15 protein-coding genes and 2 pseudogenes are annotated in these 15,549 nt (G+C 39.8%); 3 read left to right on the forward strand and 14 right to left on the reverse strand.

The features are described 5' to 3' along the window. Positions 1 to 128 precede the first annotated feature (128 nt). The 3 genes from A8F95_RS23190 to aac(6') all read right to left on the reverse strand — a co-directional run bounded on the left by A8F95_RS23190 (position 129) and on the right by aac(6') (position 2,850). The gene (locus tag A8F95_RS23190) at positions 129 to 263 is read right to left on the reverse strand and encodes a hypothetical protein (protein ID WP_281181751.1); all 135 of its coding nucleotides are present in this window, start codon (positions 261 to 263) and stop codon (positions 129 to 131) included. Positions 264 to 549: 286 nt separating this feature from the next. Continuing rightward, a complete protein-coding gene (locus A8F95_RS07610; RefSeq protein WP_065409978.1) occupies positions 550 to 2,280 on the reverse strand; it encodes a GMC family oxidoreductase in 1,731 nt (576 codons plus the stop codon). Between the two features lie 135 nt (positions 2,281 to 2,415). After that, on the reverse strand, positions 2,416 to 2,850 hold the full coding sequence (aac(6'), locus tag A8F95_RS07615; protein ID WP_065409979.1) for an aminoglycoside 6'-N-acetyltransferase: 435 nt from the start codon (positions 2,848 to 2,850) through the stop codon (positions 2,416 to 2,418). Positions 2,851 to 3,433: 583 nt separating this feature from the next. Here aac(6') and A8F95_RS07625 point away from each other — a divergent pair. Beyond that, positions 3,434 to 3,919: a DUF2975 domain-containing protein gene (locus A8F95_RS07625; protein ID WP_065409981.1), complete on the forward strand. Its 486-nt coding sequence runs from the start codon at positions 3,434 to 3,436 to the stop codon at positions 3,917 to 3,919. A gap of 10 nt (positions 3,920 to 3,929) precedes the next feature. Beyond that, positions 3,930 to 4,148 (forward strand): annotated as a pseudogene (locus tag A8F95_RS07630) (helix-turn-helix domain-containing protein). A gap of 557 nt (positions 4,149 to 4,705) precedes the next feature. Here the strand turns inward: A8F95_RS07630 and A8F95_RS07635 are convergent. From A8F95_RS07635 to A8F95_RS22385, 6 genes are all read right to left on the reverse strand, one after another. Continuing rightward, positions 4,706 to 5,695 carry a C-terminal binding protein gene (locus A8F95_RS07635; RefSeq protein WP_065409982.1) on the reverse strand — a complete coding sequence of 330 codons (990 nt, stop codon included), beginning with the start codon at positions 5,693 to 5,695 and terminating at the stop codon, positions 4,706 to 4,708. Positions 5,696 to 5,713: 18 nt separating this feature from the next. Next, positions 5,714 to 6,823: a histidinol-phosphate transaminase gene (hisC, locus tag A8F95_RS07640; protein ID WP_065409983.1), complete on the reverse strand. Its 1,110-nt coding sequence runs from the start codon at positions 6,821 to 6,823 to the stop codon at positions 5,714 to 5,716. A gap of 93 nt (positions 6,824 to 6,916) precedes the next feature. After that, the gene (locus A8F95_RS07645) at positions 6,917 to 7,711 is read right to left on the reverse strand and encodes an ABC transporter ATP-binding protein (protein WP_065409984.1); all 795 of its coding nucleotides are present in this window, start codon (positions 7,709 to 7,711) and stop codon (positions 6,917 to 6,919) included. Positions 7,712 to 7,718: 7 nt separating this feature from the next. Next, on the reverse strand, positions 7,719 to 8,591 hold the full coding sequence (locus A8F95_RS07650; RefSeq protein ID WP_077247266.1) for an ABC transporter permease: 873 nt from the start codon (positions 8,589 to 8,591) through the stop codon (positions 7,719 to 7,721). Positions 8,592 to 8,605: 14 nt separating this feature from the next. Next, the gene (locus A8F95_RS07655; RefSeq protein WP_065409985.1) at positions 8,606 to 9,616 is read right to left on the reverse strand and encodes an ABC transporter substrate-binding protein; all 1,011 of its coding nucleotides are present in this window, start codon (positions 9,614 to 9,616) and stop codon (positions 8,606 to 8,608) included. A gap of 1,393 nt (positions 9,617 to 11,009) precedes the next feature. Beyond that, entirely contained in the window at positions 11,010 to 11,156 is a 147-nt protein-coding gene (locus A8F95_RS22385; RefSeq protein WP_176713647.1) for a hypothetical protein, read from the reverse strand. 283 nt (positions 11,157 to 11,439) lie between these two features. Here A8F95_RS22385 and xerS point away from each other — a divergent pair, with 283 nt between their 5' ends. After that, positions 11,440 to 12,558, forward strand: coding sequence for a tyrosine recombinase XerS (xerS, locus tag A8F95_RS07660; protein ID WP_065409986.1), 1,119 nt, complete (start codon positions 11,440 to 11,442; stop codon positions 12,556 to 12,558). A 45-nt stretch (positions 12,559 to 12,603) separates the two neighbouring features. Here the strand turns inward: xerS and A8F95_RS07665 are convergent. From A8F95_RS07665 to A8F95_RS07680, 5 genes and pseudogenes are all read right to left on the reverse strand, one after another. Further along, positions 12,604 to 13,273, reverse strand: a pseudogene (locus A8F95_RS07665) (SDR family NAD(P)-dependent oxidoreductase); the annotation flags it as partial. A gap of 66 nt (positions 13,274 to 13,339) precedes the next feature. Then, a complete protein-coding gene (locus A8F95_RS07670; protein WP_065409987.1) occupies positions 13,340 to 13,669 on the reverse strand; it encodes an antibiotic biosynthesis monooxygenase family protein in 330 nt (109 codons plus the stop codon). Positions 13,670 to 13,807: 138 nt separating this feature from the next. Then, positions 13,808 to 14,341 carry a Crp/Fnr family transcriptional regulator gene (locus tag A8F95_RS07675; RefSeq protein ID WP_245671181.1) on the reverse strand — a complete coding sequence of 178 codons (534 nt, stop codon included), beginning with the start codon at positions 14,339 to 14,341 and terminating at the stop codon, positions 13,808 to 13,810. Continuing rightward, positions 14,329 to 14,514: a hypothetical protein gene (locus A8F95_RS22995; RefSeq protein WP_245671182.1), complete on the reverse strand. Its 186-nt coding sequence runs from the start codon at positions 14,512 to 14,514 to the stop codon at positions 14,329 to 14,331. The genes A8F95_RS07675 and A8F95_RS22995 overlap by 13 nt, the downstream gene beginning before the upstream one ends. A gap of 475 nt (positions 14,515 to 14,989) precedes the next feature. Beyond that, positions 14,990 to 15,394: a hypothetical protein gene (locus A8F95_RS07680; RefSeq protein WP_065409988.1), complete on the reverse strand. Its 405-nt coding sequence runs from the start codon at positions 15,392 to 15,394 to the stop codon at positions 14,990 to 14,992. Positions 15,395 to 15,549 lie beyond the last annotated feature (155 nt).

The raw sequence follows: 15,549 nt of genomic DNA on the forward strand, positions 1-15,549 counted from the left end.
AATAATGAGTTTTTAATGCTGAGTAATGGCAGAATATAAGAAGCATTCCAATAAAGGAAGACACAAACATTCAAAACTCCAACTTCCCAAACCCATTAAAAAAGAACGCTCTGATCTCATTAGAACGTTCACCCCGCATCCTTTTGTAACGAACACTGATCCACAGCTTTCTTACAAATTAGATAGGCAAGATATCTATTTAAATCAAACTGATTTTTATCAATAAAGTTAGCCAGCGTTAATTTATCTTTTACGCCTGCCAATTTTATCCTCCTTCTTAAGATGTTCTTATCTCTATGATTGCAAATCTTGTAGTCTTTTATATAGGAAAATTGTTAAAATGATTGGCTGACAGAAACGGGGCTTAGTCTTTATGGACGGCTGCAGCTGGCCGCGCCATTAATATTGAAACATACGAATAAAATAAACCGTCAATTCTTTTGTGTTGTTTGTTCCCCTATGTAATAAGATAATAGGTATTAACGCAATGTTTATTAGGATTAAAAATAATTCGTCCCCCTTATTTCTAGTAGGGGACGGTATCAAAATTTATAATTCATAACTTTTAAATTCATTGTCATTTAAGACAAAAGGTGAAGGGTTTTCCTTAAGAAATCTTACTGTGTTTAATCCAATGACTTGCGCTGGAATTGCTGTATTTCCATCAGGCAGAATTGGTGCAATGGAAAGATCAGATACTTTTAGGTTTTGCGTTCCAAAAACATTCAAGAATCCGTCCACAACGCCTTCTTCAATAGTGCAGCCCATTCTACATTGCCCTCCATAGTGATTAAGTGCGGTATAAGAGGCACGGACAAAATCCGCAAGCCGTCTGTGTTTTTCTACTCCATCCCTTATCTCAAAGACATCTTCAGTTGGATACACGACCCGATAAATACCTTTAGGATCTAATTTACGCGCTTGCTTCATGATATTGAAAACACGAATATAATTATCAATCATAAAATCCAAATCCTCTTGGTTTTCCAATGGATTAAATTCGACAGAAGGATAGGCCTCTGGATCACTATGTGCTGCTAAGACCGTACCCTTGCTTCTGGGATTGAGATCCACAATGCCAATACTCATGATATTGCTAGGCTTTTGGGGATCGAACTCCCAATTGTTAATGGTGACATCCTGGATAGGAACAAACCGAGGGAACAAGTTCCCTAATAATTGAAGGCGTCTTCCCTCTCCATCCCCGCTTTTGAAGGCACCAATCGGAATAGGCTGAGATGGGTCAGCATTCCTTACTTGGAGCAATCGAGATGTCTCTACCTCGATGCCTATCCCAGATGCGTAATGGGTTTGAAAATTATAGCCTACATTCGGACTTTCTACACGAGTAAGCAAACCAGCTTCAGCTAAATCCTCTGGCCTTCCTATCCCTGATCGCTGGAGAATAACCGAGGATAGATTCCCGGCCGAGACAATAACTCCTTTTCTGGCAAAAGTCCTCTTGGTTACCCCATCTTTGACGAACTCTACGCCCATTGCAACAAGTGATCCTTTTTTGCGTTTAAAAAGAATCTTATTGACTGTTGATTTTGCTAAGATGAAAAGCTTCCTCCCGTCGACCCCAAACTCATCACTTTGAAATTCATCACCTTGAGTGACGATATTTTCGTTTAAATACCCTGTGGCTGTCGAGGAGCGAACAAATCCTCCGTCCACTCTTTCATGAGTGAATTGAGACTTGAAAAATGTACAATCCCTGACACCCGTATTATAATCCTCGACGATAGGTACCCCCAAGACTTGTGACGTGGCGCTTGCCAGGATTGTAGTAAGTCCTCCCTCAGGGATGCTTTGCTGTCTGACAAAGATAGGTCCGTTAGTTCCTCTTTCGTCTGGATCTTGCGTTAAGCCGGTATAGGTCTCATTTTTTTTGAATAAGGAACGGATATTATCATACCCCCATTGAGACCCTGCAAGAGTTGCCCATTCATCATATAATTGTCTGCTTCCACGCACAGCCAGCATTGCATTATGTTCAGAGCTTCCACCAATTACTCTCCCGCCAGAGAGGAGCAACTGTCGACCAATGTTATTTTCAAGTTTGGAAAGGATATTGAACGTATATTTATTGTCGGAAGCATTTGCCTGTGCAACTGCTCCTGAAGGATTGCTCAATTCATTCCTCTCATTTGTCCCTGCTTCTAGAACTAATACGGATGTTTTTCTATCATCTGTTAGTTCCTTTGCAATAACCCCGCCAGAGGTACCGGCCCCAATCACAATATAGTCAAAATGCTTTCCAACCTTCCTTAACCTCATACAGCCACTCCTTCCTCGTTTCAAGATAGTTTATTTTCATTTTGGAAGGAGTATTTCATTTTTTTGATAAATAATGAGAGTAACTCTCCTATTATTCAAATTGTAAGTTTAAAATAACTTTGTCCACCTATGTTCTTATAATATCTTTTTAAAACAAATAATACGATTTGCTTCATTAAATCCTAATTTAAGATGCATTGCTAGACTTTCTTCATGTTCTAACTCACAGTCACTAGCAAGCTCATGGCAGCCCTTTTTCTTAGCCCAATTCTCACAAGTATTAACTAATTTTTTTACAACGCCTTGCTTACGGAATACCTCTTTTACATAAACCCCCTCTAAATATCCTACTGGACTTGAACATGTCCCTTCAACATAATCATAACGCAATTGGCATTGTACAAATCCAATTGCTTCACTGTCATGGTAAGCTAAAATAATGATCGCGTCAGGCTGATCAATAAGATGCGTCATTTCTTGTATAAATCCCTCTAAAGTGTGACCAGTCCAAAGCAGTAAAGCAAGTTGAGCAGCTTCTTTTGCTTCAAGTAATGTCGCCTCCCTTAGCATACAGAGCCCCCTTTTTTAAATAACTTTATTGTTAATTAAACAACTTTATTATTCGTATTCATTTGTATGACTCTTATGGGACTTCATTTAACTTATTTACTGAATAAAACCGTAATTACTTCTGTTATAACAACGAAAGTGCTGAAGAGCAACACAGCCGTAGATACACACGAAAATAATGGATCAAAAATTTTTACAGCTGTGATTAGCACTCCGTTTTCAAAAGTTTTGTTATTTCTTGACTCGAAATGAACTGAAGAACTATCCCTCTTAATATGGGTTGCAACGCTTAGCTTTTCCAATCGGCTATGCCTCTATAAATGAATTAAAAGGAAGCAACACTTATTTTGAGAACGGATTACAACTTCTGCCGACCAATGAAAATGGGTAGCAAAAAGTTAATACCCGCACAATGATTAGGCATCACTGATAAAAAATTTGATTTAAACAATATTATTTACTTTAAATAAAAAAGGTTTATCACTCAACAATAAAAATATAATTATAAACAATATTAATTTATTGTATAGCGATAAACCATGTACTAAAATCGTATTATCATTAGTCAAGCGAGGTATTTTAAATGAATGGTAAACGAGGTTCAACCACTTTCTTAAAAGTAATTATTTTTCTGGCTGGAATTGCAGTGCTTGCTTTATGTATATTTTTAGTGCCCCGTATTGCCAATTTTGCAGCAAATTTGTATCCGAATATTGCCCCGATGAAATATCTCATTTTTATCGGGATGTACGGTGCGGCTGTGCCTTTTTACTTTGCCCTCTATCAGGCTTTCAATCTTTTACGATACATTGACGAGAACACAGCTTTCTCGGAATTATCTGTAAAGGCGTTAAAGAACATAAAGTGCTGTGCAATTACAATCAGTGGTTTGTATATATTAGGTTTACCACTGTTTCATTTTATAGCAAAGAAGGTTGACCCTCCTATTGGAATAATAGGACTTATAATCATTTTTGCTTCGTTGGTTATCGCCGTTTTTGCAGCTATCCTCCACCGGCTTCTACAAGAAGCGATTAACATAAAATCAGAAAATGATTTGACAATCTGAGGTGGATAATATGGCAATTATTATTAATATTGATGTGATGCTAGCAAAACGAAAAATGAGTGTAACGGAGCTTTAGGGGAGGGTTGGAATTACGATGGCGAATCTTTCTATTCTGAAGAATGGGAAAGCAAAAGCGGTTCGTTTTTCAACATTAGAAACAATATGTAAGACTTTGGATTGTCAGCCAGGTGATATTTTGGAGTACAAAAACGATGAAGACACTCAATAAAATAGACAAGAAATTTATTTAACGGGAATCGATAGAGAATTTAAGGGATAGCCATTAAACTCTTTGTTGAAACATGTTGTTTAAAAATACATCTTGATCAGAAATACCACACGAATCGGCACTCTACAATAAATAGAAAGGATCCATTTTGAAAACATTGATCAAAATGGATCCTTTTTCCATAGATTTAAGTTTAAGCTTCATAAAAAGTTGATCTTTTTCTACCTGCGATACTGTTTTACTAAAGCAATGATCTTTCTATGACCTAATCTACTATCAAATAAAATGTATTTAACCTCAACATCAAATTCTAAACATTGTCTTTATAAAATAACTCGTAGCCCCATCGTTAATTGTCCGGTTTCTTCTTTACTTCTTAAACAAAAACGAATGAGGGCAAAACTAAAAGGTCTGAGCCCAGTTCAATACCGAGTTCGGATCTTACAAGCTACCTATTGAAATAACCTGTCTAACTTTATCGGGTCACTTCAATCAAGGGCTTTTTTCTCTATAAGGAGTTATAATACTATTTCTTCTATGAACAAGGACACTCTCCTCTATTCGATCTTTACCTTCGGCTTATTTACAGCGTGCGGCAAGGGTCTTCCCGCGACTCCGTCTACAATCGCCTGGCATGCCCTTTCTCTTAGCTGGATAAGTGATTCTTCTGACATATAAGAGGCATGTGGGGTAATGAATACTTCTTCCATTGCTATCAATGGATAATTCCGTGCAGGCGGCTCCTGTTCTAAAACATCAAGCCCCGCTCCAGCTATATGCCCCTCTTCAATCAGCTTCTTTAAATCATCCTCTCTTAACACACCTCCGCGGCAAGTATTAATGACAAAAGCTCCTTTAGGAAGCATTTTTAGCCGCTCATAATCAAGCAAATGCCTCGTCTCCGCTGTGAGCGGCACATGCAAGCTTAAGATGTCTGATTGCCGAAGCAGATCATTTAAAGATACAGGAACCACTTCATGTGTGCTAAAGACTTCCTCAGAAACGTACTCATCATAAGCCAGGATTTGAACGTCAAATGGTTTTAGTTTCGCTGCAACCATTCGGGCAATACGGCCAAAACCAAGCAAACCAATTGTACATTCACTAAAACGGCGAATCGGCAGAGTATCCATCGGATCCCACTTTCCTTCTCTTACTTTCCGGTTATAAGAGGATAAGCGGCGAGTGATTCCTAGTATAAGAGCGATTGTATGGTTGGATACTTCCTCAAGGCAGTAATCTGGCACGTTGGAAACGACGATTCCCTTTCGAGAGGCCGCCTCCAGATCAACATGGTTATAACCAATCCCCGTTATAGAAATCACTTTACAAGACTGCAGCTTATCAATAATGTCAGCTCCGCAAGGAAACCCTACTTGCGCTACTACTCCATCCGCATACGGAGCATAGCGCGGAAGGTCTTCTTCCAACGTATTCGACCGTGTGACCTTGACTTCAAATCCATGCTGCCCGTAAATTCTTTTTTCTAATTGATGATCATTCCATTCATCATCTAGAATCCAAACTACATGTCGTCCTTCTTTCACTCTTTCCCCACCGCTTTCCTATGTTATAAATAATCCAGCGTTTATTTTTTGCAACGCATGAATAAGACGTTCATTTTGCTCCGGCGTACCCACAGTAATACGGGCATGCGTTTGCAACCCCCATGCTGTACACGGTCGGATAAGTATTCCCTGCTTCATTAATGCTTGAGTGATGTGTATTATATCCTTTTTCATATCCACAAATAGAAAGTTGGCATGTGATGGAGTCACATGATAGCCAAAAGACTGAAATTCATTTATTAGTTTCTTCATCTCTTGTTTATTTGTCCGTAAACTCTTGCTTCTATACTCTTCGTCGTCAAGGGAAGCCACAGCGCCTGCATGACCAATACGATTGGCTGCAAATGGCTCCCGTACAGCTTGTACCGGTGCAATAAGCTCTTTACTGGCAGCTGCATATCCAATTCTTGTTCCAGCGAGACCATATAACTTTGAAAATGTCCGGACAAAAATCACTTGGTAACCAGCTTTTACAAAATCAGGCCCTGTGCGGTATCCTTCACGATTAATAAACTCTGCATAAGCTTCATCCAACACTACTACAACATGCGGAGGTACTTGTCTTAAAAAGGCTTTAAGCTGCGCTTCTTCAACAATTGTGCCAGTAGGATTATTGGGATTACAGATAAAAATAAGCTTCGTCTTATCCGTTATCGCTGCTAATATAGTATCAAGATCATAAGTATAATTCCTCGCTGTAGGAATCTCTACCGGATTTCCTCCCATGAGCAGCGTGATAGTCCTGTAAGCGGGAAACGTCGGAATGCAATAGATCACTTCATCCCCCGGATTGATATAGGCCGTTCCAATCAACGTAATAACATTATCGGCGCCGTTGCCCATCATAATCTGGTCAGGGGCGATTCCATACATCCCACCTAGTTTTTCCCGAAGCTCTCTGCATGTTGCTTCGGGATATAATTGGCTTTCGAGCAAAGCTTTTTGCATAGCCTGTACAGCCTTTGGAGAGGGGCCAAGCGGATTTTCATTGGAAGCCAGCCGAATAATTTCTTTCAGACCGAGCTCTTGTTTTACCTCTTCAATTGCCTTTCCAGGGATGTATGGCTTCAGTTGCGCGATAATGGTGCGCTGGAGTTCATGAGACAAGAAAATTCCCCCTCTATTTTTGCTTTAGCAGAAGAAAGGCAGTAAACAATCAGTTCGTTATTTTGAACTGTTGCCGATTTGGCTAATTTTTCATTATTTCACTTCCATCATTGCCTTTAAGCTTTCCTCGCGAATTAATTCTGTCAGCTGCTCTTTATATGCTAGAAAACGAGGATCAATTTTAATACTATAGGGGCGTGGATGCTCTAAATCGATAGGAATATCCGCTTTGATCCGTCCCGGCCTGGAAGTCATGACGATCACGCGATTAGCGAGGAATATAGATTCTTCTACATCATGTGTAATAAACAAAATGGTTTTATTCGATTTCTCCCAAATTTCCAGCAGCAGCTCCTGCATCAGTGTCCGTGTTTGATTGTCAAGTGCACCGAACGGTTCATCGAGCAATAAAATCTCTGGATCGTTCGCTAATGCTCTCGCGATAGCGACACGCTGCTGCATGCCTCCCGATAGCTGTCGAGGGTAATGTTTTTCAAACCCCTTTAATTGAACCAGGTCAATGTAATTATGAACCAATTCTTTTCGTTGTGCGGCTGTCATTTCATTAGTTTTTAACCCAAATTCAATATTTTCTTCAACAGTCAGCCACGGAAATAAAGAATAGGCTTGAAAAACCATTCCTCGATTGGATGACGGTCCAAATGTTTCTTCCCCATCTAAATACACATGGCCCGTTGTTTGCTCTTCTAGCCCTCCTACAATTCGGAGAAGAGTCGACTTTCCGCAACCCGATGGGCCCAGGATCGTAATAAACTCATTCGGCATAATTGTCAGGTTCGTTGTATCTAATGCAAGCACTTGAGCATTTTTCTTGTTCCCTGTGTATATTTTGGTTACACGATCGACTTGTACTTTTGGATTTTTCATTCTCTCATCACCTTCCGTAATGCCATGGAAATGCTTTTCGAATGGCCACCTTCAAAAACAGGTCGGAGAGCAAGCCCAATACGCCAATTGTTAAGATGCCAAAAATAATGTTTCCTGTTTTCAACATACGCTGGGATTCAAGTATCAAGCTTCCGATCCCGGATGAGGATGCAACTAATTCCGCTACAATAATGTATGACCAGGCCCAGCCAAGGATCAGACGGATAATTTCCATAATCCCTGGGATAGAAGCTGGTAGAATGACCGAGCGCAATACACCAAAATTTGACCGTCCTAGTGTATACGCGGCTTCTAAAAGTTCTTTACGAACATTACCCACTTCAACAGCGGTCATTAAAACGAGTGAGAAAAAGGTTCCAACGAAGATAATCGTTACTTTCTCTAGCTCTCCTACCCCAATCCACAAAATGAAAAGTGGAATAAACGCAGAAGCTGGCATATAGCGGATAGCAGAGATGACCGGTTCAAAGAAAGCTTCCACTGCTTTAAACGTACCCATAAAGATCCCAAGCGGCACGCCGATGATGGCAGCAGCAGCAAACCCTACAAGTACACGATAGACTGTAACCGTAATATCACCGACAAATCCATATTCAGTAAACAAAACCACACCTGATTGAAAAATGTCAGTTGGTGTTGGCAGGAAGAGAGAATCAACTAGTCCGCTATAAGTTAGCAGCGACCATAAAGCAAACAGCAGAACAATACTCGTTATACTGATCATTACATAAGTTCTATGCGGAATGTCTCCCTGCGGCTGAAACCACTTATTGTTCCTTGGCTTTCCATTTTGGTTGTTGGGAACCTGGCGCAAAGGCGGCTGTTTAACGACTTCTTTAGTTTTTAATGCTTTTTCCATACAAGACCGCCTCCTTATTGTTGAACAAATGAATAATCGATTAACTTATCAAGATTCGGCTCTTTTTGGATTAAGTTTTGTCCTTTCCAAAACTCAGCACCCATTTTTGACAGCTCATAAATTTGGCCTGGATTTTCTTTCGTGCCAAAATACTCTTTATTTTTTTGCTCATCATAGAAGCGGACACCTTTTAATGCTTCTTCAATTTCTTTTGGTGATTGACCCATTGCTTTCCCCATGATTTCCAATGCATCTTCTTTATTTGTTTTATAGTAATCGACTGCTTCAAACCACGATTTAACTAAAGCTTTTACCGCTTCCGGATTTTCTTTAATAAAATCCTCATGCATGGCAATCGTACTTGTAATTACTCCTGGAGAGATATCGCTCGTTGCGAGAACGCTTCCAAAATCAGTCTGCTTCGCTTTTGTTAACCAAGGCTCCCATGTCACGGCTGCATCCACTTTGCCAGCAATGAAAGCTGCCCCTGCATCCCCTGCCGTCATGTTCTGCGCCTTAATCTCTTTGTTAAAGTCCATTCCCTCTTGTTTCAATAAATAAAGGAACCAGAAGAAGCTTGCCCCTCCATCCGTTTGCACAGCTACGCGTTTTCCTTTTAAGTCTTTCAAGCTCTTAATTTCTTTTTTGGCCACGATGCCATCTCCGCCATGTGATTCATCCAAGGCAACAACTTGTACACCCGGGACATCACTTGCAGCAGAAACCACATGTGTATCTACAGTTGAGGCAAAACCTTGTATACGCTTAGCGGCTAATGCCGTTCGGCGGTCGGTGTTGCTTTCCATTTTCATTAAATCGACATTGATACCATTCTTTTTAAAAATTCCTTTTTCCTGTGCAATATATAACGGGGCATATCCTACCCAAGTAGCCACACCCAAGGAAAAAGAAGTACCTTTCTTATTGTTTGTTTCTTTTTGAGCTTCTGTGCTGGTTTCCCCTGAACATCCCGTCATGATCAGCAAAAGAATAACTAGAAATATGGAGCCAACTTTTCTCAACATGTCTTCCCCCTACTTTTGATTTTTAGGTACTTGCTACTAAAAATTTCAACACGAAAAGAACGTGCCTCACCCCCTTTCAATTTCAGGAAAGCGCTGTTCATGCTTTTGGGGTTAATCGTTATTATGTAATGTAAAAACAGCCTCTTAACGAGATACGAAGAGCTTGCTGAACCACTTTATGATTTGTAAAATTCTGAAAATTTTAGCTGCACGTGTGAAATTAGGGAACCTCCTTCTAATTTTGGTTCATTATACAGGATTTTTTTTGATACCGGGCCGTTCCAATGAATTGGGTAAAAAATGTGCACAAGAAAACTAAAAAAATGCACCTCGAAATATTTAATATGTAACGACTCTTTAAATTGGGAAAGCATTTGTAAAGAGTGTCGGATGTAAAATTTATATTTTACGTATGTTTATTAAACTGGCTCTACTTTTGTTTTAACTGTAGATAATATATATATTAATTTGAATTTTGCACATTTTGTATATATAATATATTGAGAATGATAAAATTTGGGTTTATGTGATGGGAAACGGGAACTCTTATTCAAAAATAGACTAAAGCAGACATTCTCGCGATTCTTCAAGGAAGCTTTGTAGTCTCTTCATGTTTCAATGCTTCGCGTTATCACAGCCGATAAGAATTCTACCTATCCTATAGCAATTGAAAAGTTGAAGAATGAAAAAAGATGCCCGTAGGCATCCAAGTAAAACATAAGAACAGATTCCATTAGGAGTCTTATGCCTCTTTCGATAAATACAATTTTTGCACTAAAATCCTACTAGGAAGGGTAAGTGTTCTGCATACTTTTTTGGTCGCTAAGTGCAGACGTTGAAAGCACAATCAAAGTAATTGCAAAACCACTTACGAACCAGGAACTGAAGTGGAACTGATAAATTCGAAACAGAAAGGTTGATTATCGGTTCCCATTAACGGCTATACGACCGGACAGAAGGTTTTTCTCATTGATGGCAAATTGCCGAAATAGATTTCACTTCAAGCACTAGAAAAAGACTTCTCCCCGGTACCTGGCATTATACCTGTACTCTCCATACTACTAAAATCATATATTCCATAAACCTTAGTCTCAACTCAATCAGTGATACTCTATAAGTTCTGTGCTTTCCCACCCTGACCTGATTGAATGGGCATTTCCATAGCTTTTTCTCTCGTGATCGTTATCCCAAGATACCCGAAAATAACCGCTATGACCGGTGACAATATATTAAGAAAAGCGTATGGCGCATACTCATATGATTACGAAATTAAGCTCTGGAATGGAATGCCGTCATTTTGCTTTTCATTATGGAGTCTGTAGAGATCCTGTCATCATTCAAAATGCATAGAACACTACGTTAATGCTAGCAGCAATGTCGTAAGTTAAATAATTCACCGGTCTACCAAGTCCCTGAATGTTTTGTCATACAATCGTTTGATGACATTGAGTGCTTCCGGATCGATTTCTTTGACAAACTGAACTTCCTCTTCCTTGTTTGCACTATTTCCGTGTTTAATTTGATCCTTCTCTTCTTTCATAATTAACCACTCCTTATCGTTAATATAGCAGAAGAATGTTAGAGGTTCAATTTCCTTCTAAGACTTGGCGTATACGGACAAGAAACAACAGAAAGAGATAGGCTTGGAATGCTCAAGATTACATGACCTCCCATAATAGTTCAGATCCTAATCTTGTTTTGATACCTCAATTTCTTCTTAAGCTAAATTTAAAGTGAATAGCTATTTAAGTCACATATTCATCATAATAACTCGTAAAAATTGTATTTTACGCATAATTAAGAATACATTAAGGAGGAAAAAGATGGCTATATCCAGGCAGCATCAATTGCATGAACAGAGATTACATAAGATGGTGAAATCCATGCCTTTTTATGTGGAAGAATTTATTGACGATAAGCTGGATCACCGCTCTCCCTCTACCCTGCTTAATTATTTGCACGACTATAAACTTTTTTTTGAATGGCTCATCGCTGAAGGTATTGTGGATTGTCAGAAAATCAAAGACATTCCGCTTTATGCCTTAGAGAACTTAAAATTAGAAGCCGCTCAGAGTTTCTTTAAATATATCCAACGCCGTGAAATAGCCATGAGCAAGACCGAAACAAAGAAACTCGAAAAAGTGTCTGTGAACCGGAAAATATCAGCCCTTCGCTCTCTCTTTCATTATTTGACAGCTCAAACGGAAAAAGAAGACGGAGAACCTTATTTCTATCGCAACGTGATGCAAAAAATTGAGGTTCACAAAGTAAAAGAAACCTTAGGAGCAAGGGCCAATAAAATTCCGGCTAAAATTCTTCATGATGATGACGTGTTCTTGCTTGATTATGTAAATAACCAGTACATCCATGAGCTGCCGGAAAATTCCCGTCAGCGGACCTATTTTCTCCGCGACAAGGAGCAAGATTTAAGTATTCTTTCTCTCTTTTTAGGTTCAGGTATCCGGGTAAATGAACTGGTGAATCTTAGATTAAGAGATTTGGATTTCCGTGAAAACCTTATTCACGTTGTCAGAAAGGGCGGAAAAAAAGACATTGTTGCTGTGATTCCCCAGTCAATGGAAGACTTACACCACTATTTATCGATTCGGAAAGAGCGCTATAACGCCTCGGATGATGACAACAGCTATATTTTTTTAGTCAAGCGTCAAGGCAACGGTCAGCCCCTTTCTGTCAGAGCCGTTCAACTCTTGGTGAAAAAATACACGAAAGCTTTTACGAAAAATAAGTCTCTGGCTCCCCATAAACTATGTCATACTTATGCGACGAAACTAATGGAAGAGACCAACGATATTCATTTGTTAATGAGGCAGCTTGGCCACACATCCACCACAACAGCCGCCCTTTATTCGAACCCAGAACAGGAAAAAGCTAAACAAGCAGCTCGCCTGCTTGGCAACAGACGAGAACACGGTATGGATTAAATAAATCCATACCGTGTTTATTCTATTCTAAATAGTACCATCTTAAAACATCACCGCGCTGGCAATCTCCTCCGTCTGACCCAAGCGACTTAGCGGAACGACATTCTTCGTCGATTCAAGGACTTGATTTAGCGCCTCGCCAAACAGATCATCATAAGCTGGCGTGTGGACAATGCCAGTGCTCAGTACATTAAGTCGTATCCCTGTGCCTTTCAAATATCCAGCTCCTCGCCATCTTACGGAGAGCCGCCTTGGTACCTCCGTAGACACTAAACCCTGCGTCGCCGATCGTACCCGCTGTCGAGCCGGTTAAGATGATGGTTCCCGTCATATTTGGAAACAGCGGCAAAGCCTTTTGAATGGTGAACAAAGTACCCTTTACGTTCACGTCGAAGGTCGTGTCGTACTGCTCTTTCGTAATTTGACCCAAGGGCAGATTGCTGCCAAGTCCAGCGTTTGCGAATAGAATATCCAGATGTCCTTTCTCCTACTTTACCGTATCAAACAGTTTGTCCAAGTCCTTCAAATTAGAAATGTCACCTTGAACGCCGGTAACCCGGTCACCGATCAATTTTACTGCCGCGTCCAGCTCGCTTTGTTTACGGACGGTAATGAATACGTATGACCCTTCCGAAACGAATCATTGTGCCGTCGTAAGTCCGATACCGCTTGTTCCTCCGGTGACAACTGCTACCTTTCCTTCAAATTTTCCCATGTCTATATGCCTGCCATGAAATTAATGCATCCTCCTGGATCTTAAAGCGTTAAAGATTCAACGTCATCATGCATTCGTTATATGACTTCCCCATTCGCCCTTCGGTTGCAACCAGCTGACGCTTCTATCCACAATTAAATCGCCCAGTGTTCCTTCGTAATTCTTGCGGTATGGTTTAATAAATTCTTCCGCAAGCCAGCTATCTCTCGTGCCTTGCCATGTTTCATAAATGATCAAGTCATCCGGCTGATCCAGATCGTCCGATACAATGGCGCTAATGAATGCCTTCTCGGATGACATCTCCTCAATAAGGGAATATAGCTCCTTGCGGAATTCTTCTTTTTTCCCTGGTTTAGCTTTGAATCGAATATTCAGTTGAACTTGTTGATTGGACATGTTGACTCCTCCTATAAGTTTCATATTTTACAGTGATTCCGTTACGGCATTTATCATAACGCTAGATGAATAATTCGACAGTAATTTAGATTACGTCGAAAGCATACAGTCGAAAGGAAATTCATACGGGTCATGAAATCAACCCAGTTCTTTCATCGCTTTTTCGATATGAATTATGACCATTCTACGGCTGGTCACGAGAATACCTTCATTGGATAGTTCCTGTAAGGTAAGCGATACCGCTTCTCTTGTGGCACCGATCATATTGGCCAATTCTTGATGAGTCAGGGGAATATCGATTTTTCGGTATCCATTTTCTTCAATGCCGAACTTTTTAGATAGTCGGTTGAGAAAGTAAAGCACTTTACCACGTAGATCCCTAAAAACCAATTTTTCCACCAATTCATCCTGATCTCGCAGGCGTTTGCTTATTTCCGATAAAAAACGTAAAGACAATTCAGAATACTTACCTAAAAGCGGTTCGAATTGTTCAGTCGGAATCGAAAAAACAATCGAGTCTTCCATCGTCTCCACATAGGTCCCTCTTGTGCCCAATGAAAACGTTTCAACTTCGCCAAACATGCCGCCTTCGCTTAGGATGCAGACCGTATGTTGTTTGCCGGCCGAATTGGTTTTGTATAAGCGAAGTTTACCGGCGATTACGAAAAACAAGCCATTCCTTTCATTACCGGGCGTCTGAAGAATAGAGTTTTTGAAAGCTTATACGTATTTGATCTTGTTACCAATTGTTCAATTTCACGGATAATTTCTGCCGGAAGCGATTCAAATATCTTTATTTGTGGCAAAAATGATGTTATGTTTTCCATCGCCTCATAATGTAACATTTTACCCCTCCTTTCAATGTTGCGAACGACAACCGCTCCACTCTCCGCGATAATCGTTCCTCGTGTAACATAACCTATAGCGGAGTGTTACATTCATTATAAACCACTATAAATTCCTCTTCAGTAATCCAGATTACAAAGCTTTTTGCTTAGAATCCAAAGACGAATAAGAACCTATATCCCTACAAATACTTACGAAAACTTGATGTTAGTTTGCTTGCGCACACCGAAACGATGTTAGATCCGAGTGACAACTGTTCCTTTTTGACTTACTTAATGGTCGTATCCATTTCCACTTACAGCTACGGTACCGACTCCAATATAATAAGTGCCAGGATGTACTAAATTCCATGTTATTGTTTTACTCGTAGTGTCGTAGGTACCAAATACCTCAATATCATCATTTTCACTAGTTCTCAAACTGTATAGTATGTCTGCAGCTCCAGGCACAACTGCTCCTTTTTTTGATTTAATTTTAATTTGAGGAGGTATCATCCCTTAAGAAAATACCGTAATCGAGAATAAGTTGCTTCGTATCATCTCCAATTTGACTTTTATTTCGTGCTATCTCAGATTCATTGAAAATGGTTTGCTTTTCTACCCGGACATAATCACCGTGCTTTGTATAAATTTTACCAACGCTGCGGAGTCTTAGAATTTCTGGACTTATGTCCGGAGTCATTTTTGATTCTTCTGGGTCACTTAATTCTGGAACTAAGCTATCAGTATCAGTATTGTTCGCTAATGAGTCTCCTGGAGCACTTAATTTTGGACTCGATGGAATATCACTACTACTAGGCTCCGCTAATAAATTTGCAGTTAGAGCTGCTCCTGAAATTAACGCTATTGACAAGGTTGTAAAAACTAGTTTATTAAACATTCTCACATCTACCTTTTAATAATAATCATTTCCAATTTTTAGTCTTCGTATTCAAACATCACGACTGTTCCCATAGCTAGCGGGTTCACGCCCAGAGTACCACCAATAGCTCCTCTAATTCTTAGACACATGCCGGCTATTAGAGCCCGTATGTA

It is taken from the genome of Pseudobacillus wudalianchiensis (assembly GCF_001685015.1).
Lineage (GTDB): Bacteria > Bacillota > Bacilli > Bacillales > Domibacillaceae > Pseudobacillus > Pseudobacillus wudalianchiensis.

Bases quoted from the DNA above. Each gene is read 5' to 3' on its own strand.
- A8F95_RS07610 (WP_065409978.1), bottom strand. From the start codon at position 2,280: ATGAGGTTAAGGAAGGTTGGAAAGCATTTTGACTATATTGTGATTGGG.
- A8F95_RS07625 (WP_065409981.1), top strand. From the start codon at position 3,434: ATGAATGGTAAACGAGGTTCAACCACTTTCTTAAAAGTAATTATTTTT.
- A8F95_RS07645 (WP_065409984.1), bottom strand. From the start codon at position 7,711: ATGAAAAATCCAAAAGTACAAGTCGATCGTGTAACCAAAATATACACA.
- A8F95_RS07650 (WP_077247266.1), bottom strand. From the start codon at position 8,591: ATGGAAAAAGCATTAAAAACTAAAGAAGTCGTTAAACAGCCGCCTTTG.
- A8F95_RS07655 (WP_065409985.1), bottom strand. From the start codon at position 9,616: ATGTTGAGAAAAGTTGGCTCCATATTTCTAGTTATTCTTTTGCTGATC.
- A8F95_RS22385 (WP_176713647.1), bottom strand. From the start codon at position 11,156: ATGAAAGAAGAGAAGGATCAAATTAAACACGGAAATAGTGCAAACAAG.
- xerS (WP_065409986.1), top strand. From the start codon at position 11,440: ATGGCTATATCCAGGCAGCATCAATTGCATGAACAGAGATTACATAAG.
- A8F95_RS07670 (WP_065409987.1), bottom strand. From the start codon at position 13,669: ATGTCCAATCAACAAGTTCAACTGAATATTCGATTCAAAGCTAAACCA.
- A8F95_RS22995 (WP_245671182.1), bottom strand. From the start codon at position 14,514: ATGTTACATTATGAGGCGATGGAAAACATAACATCATTTTTGCCACAA.
- A8F95_RS07680 (WP_065409988.1), bottom strand. From the start codon at position 15,394: ATGTTTAATAAACTAGTTTTTACAACCTTGTCAATAGCGTTAATTTCA.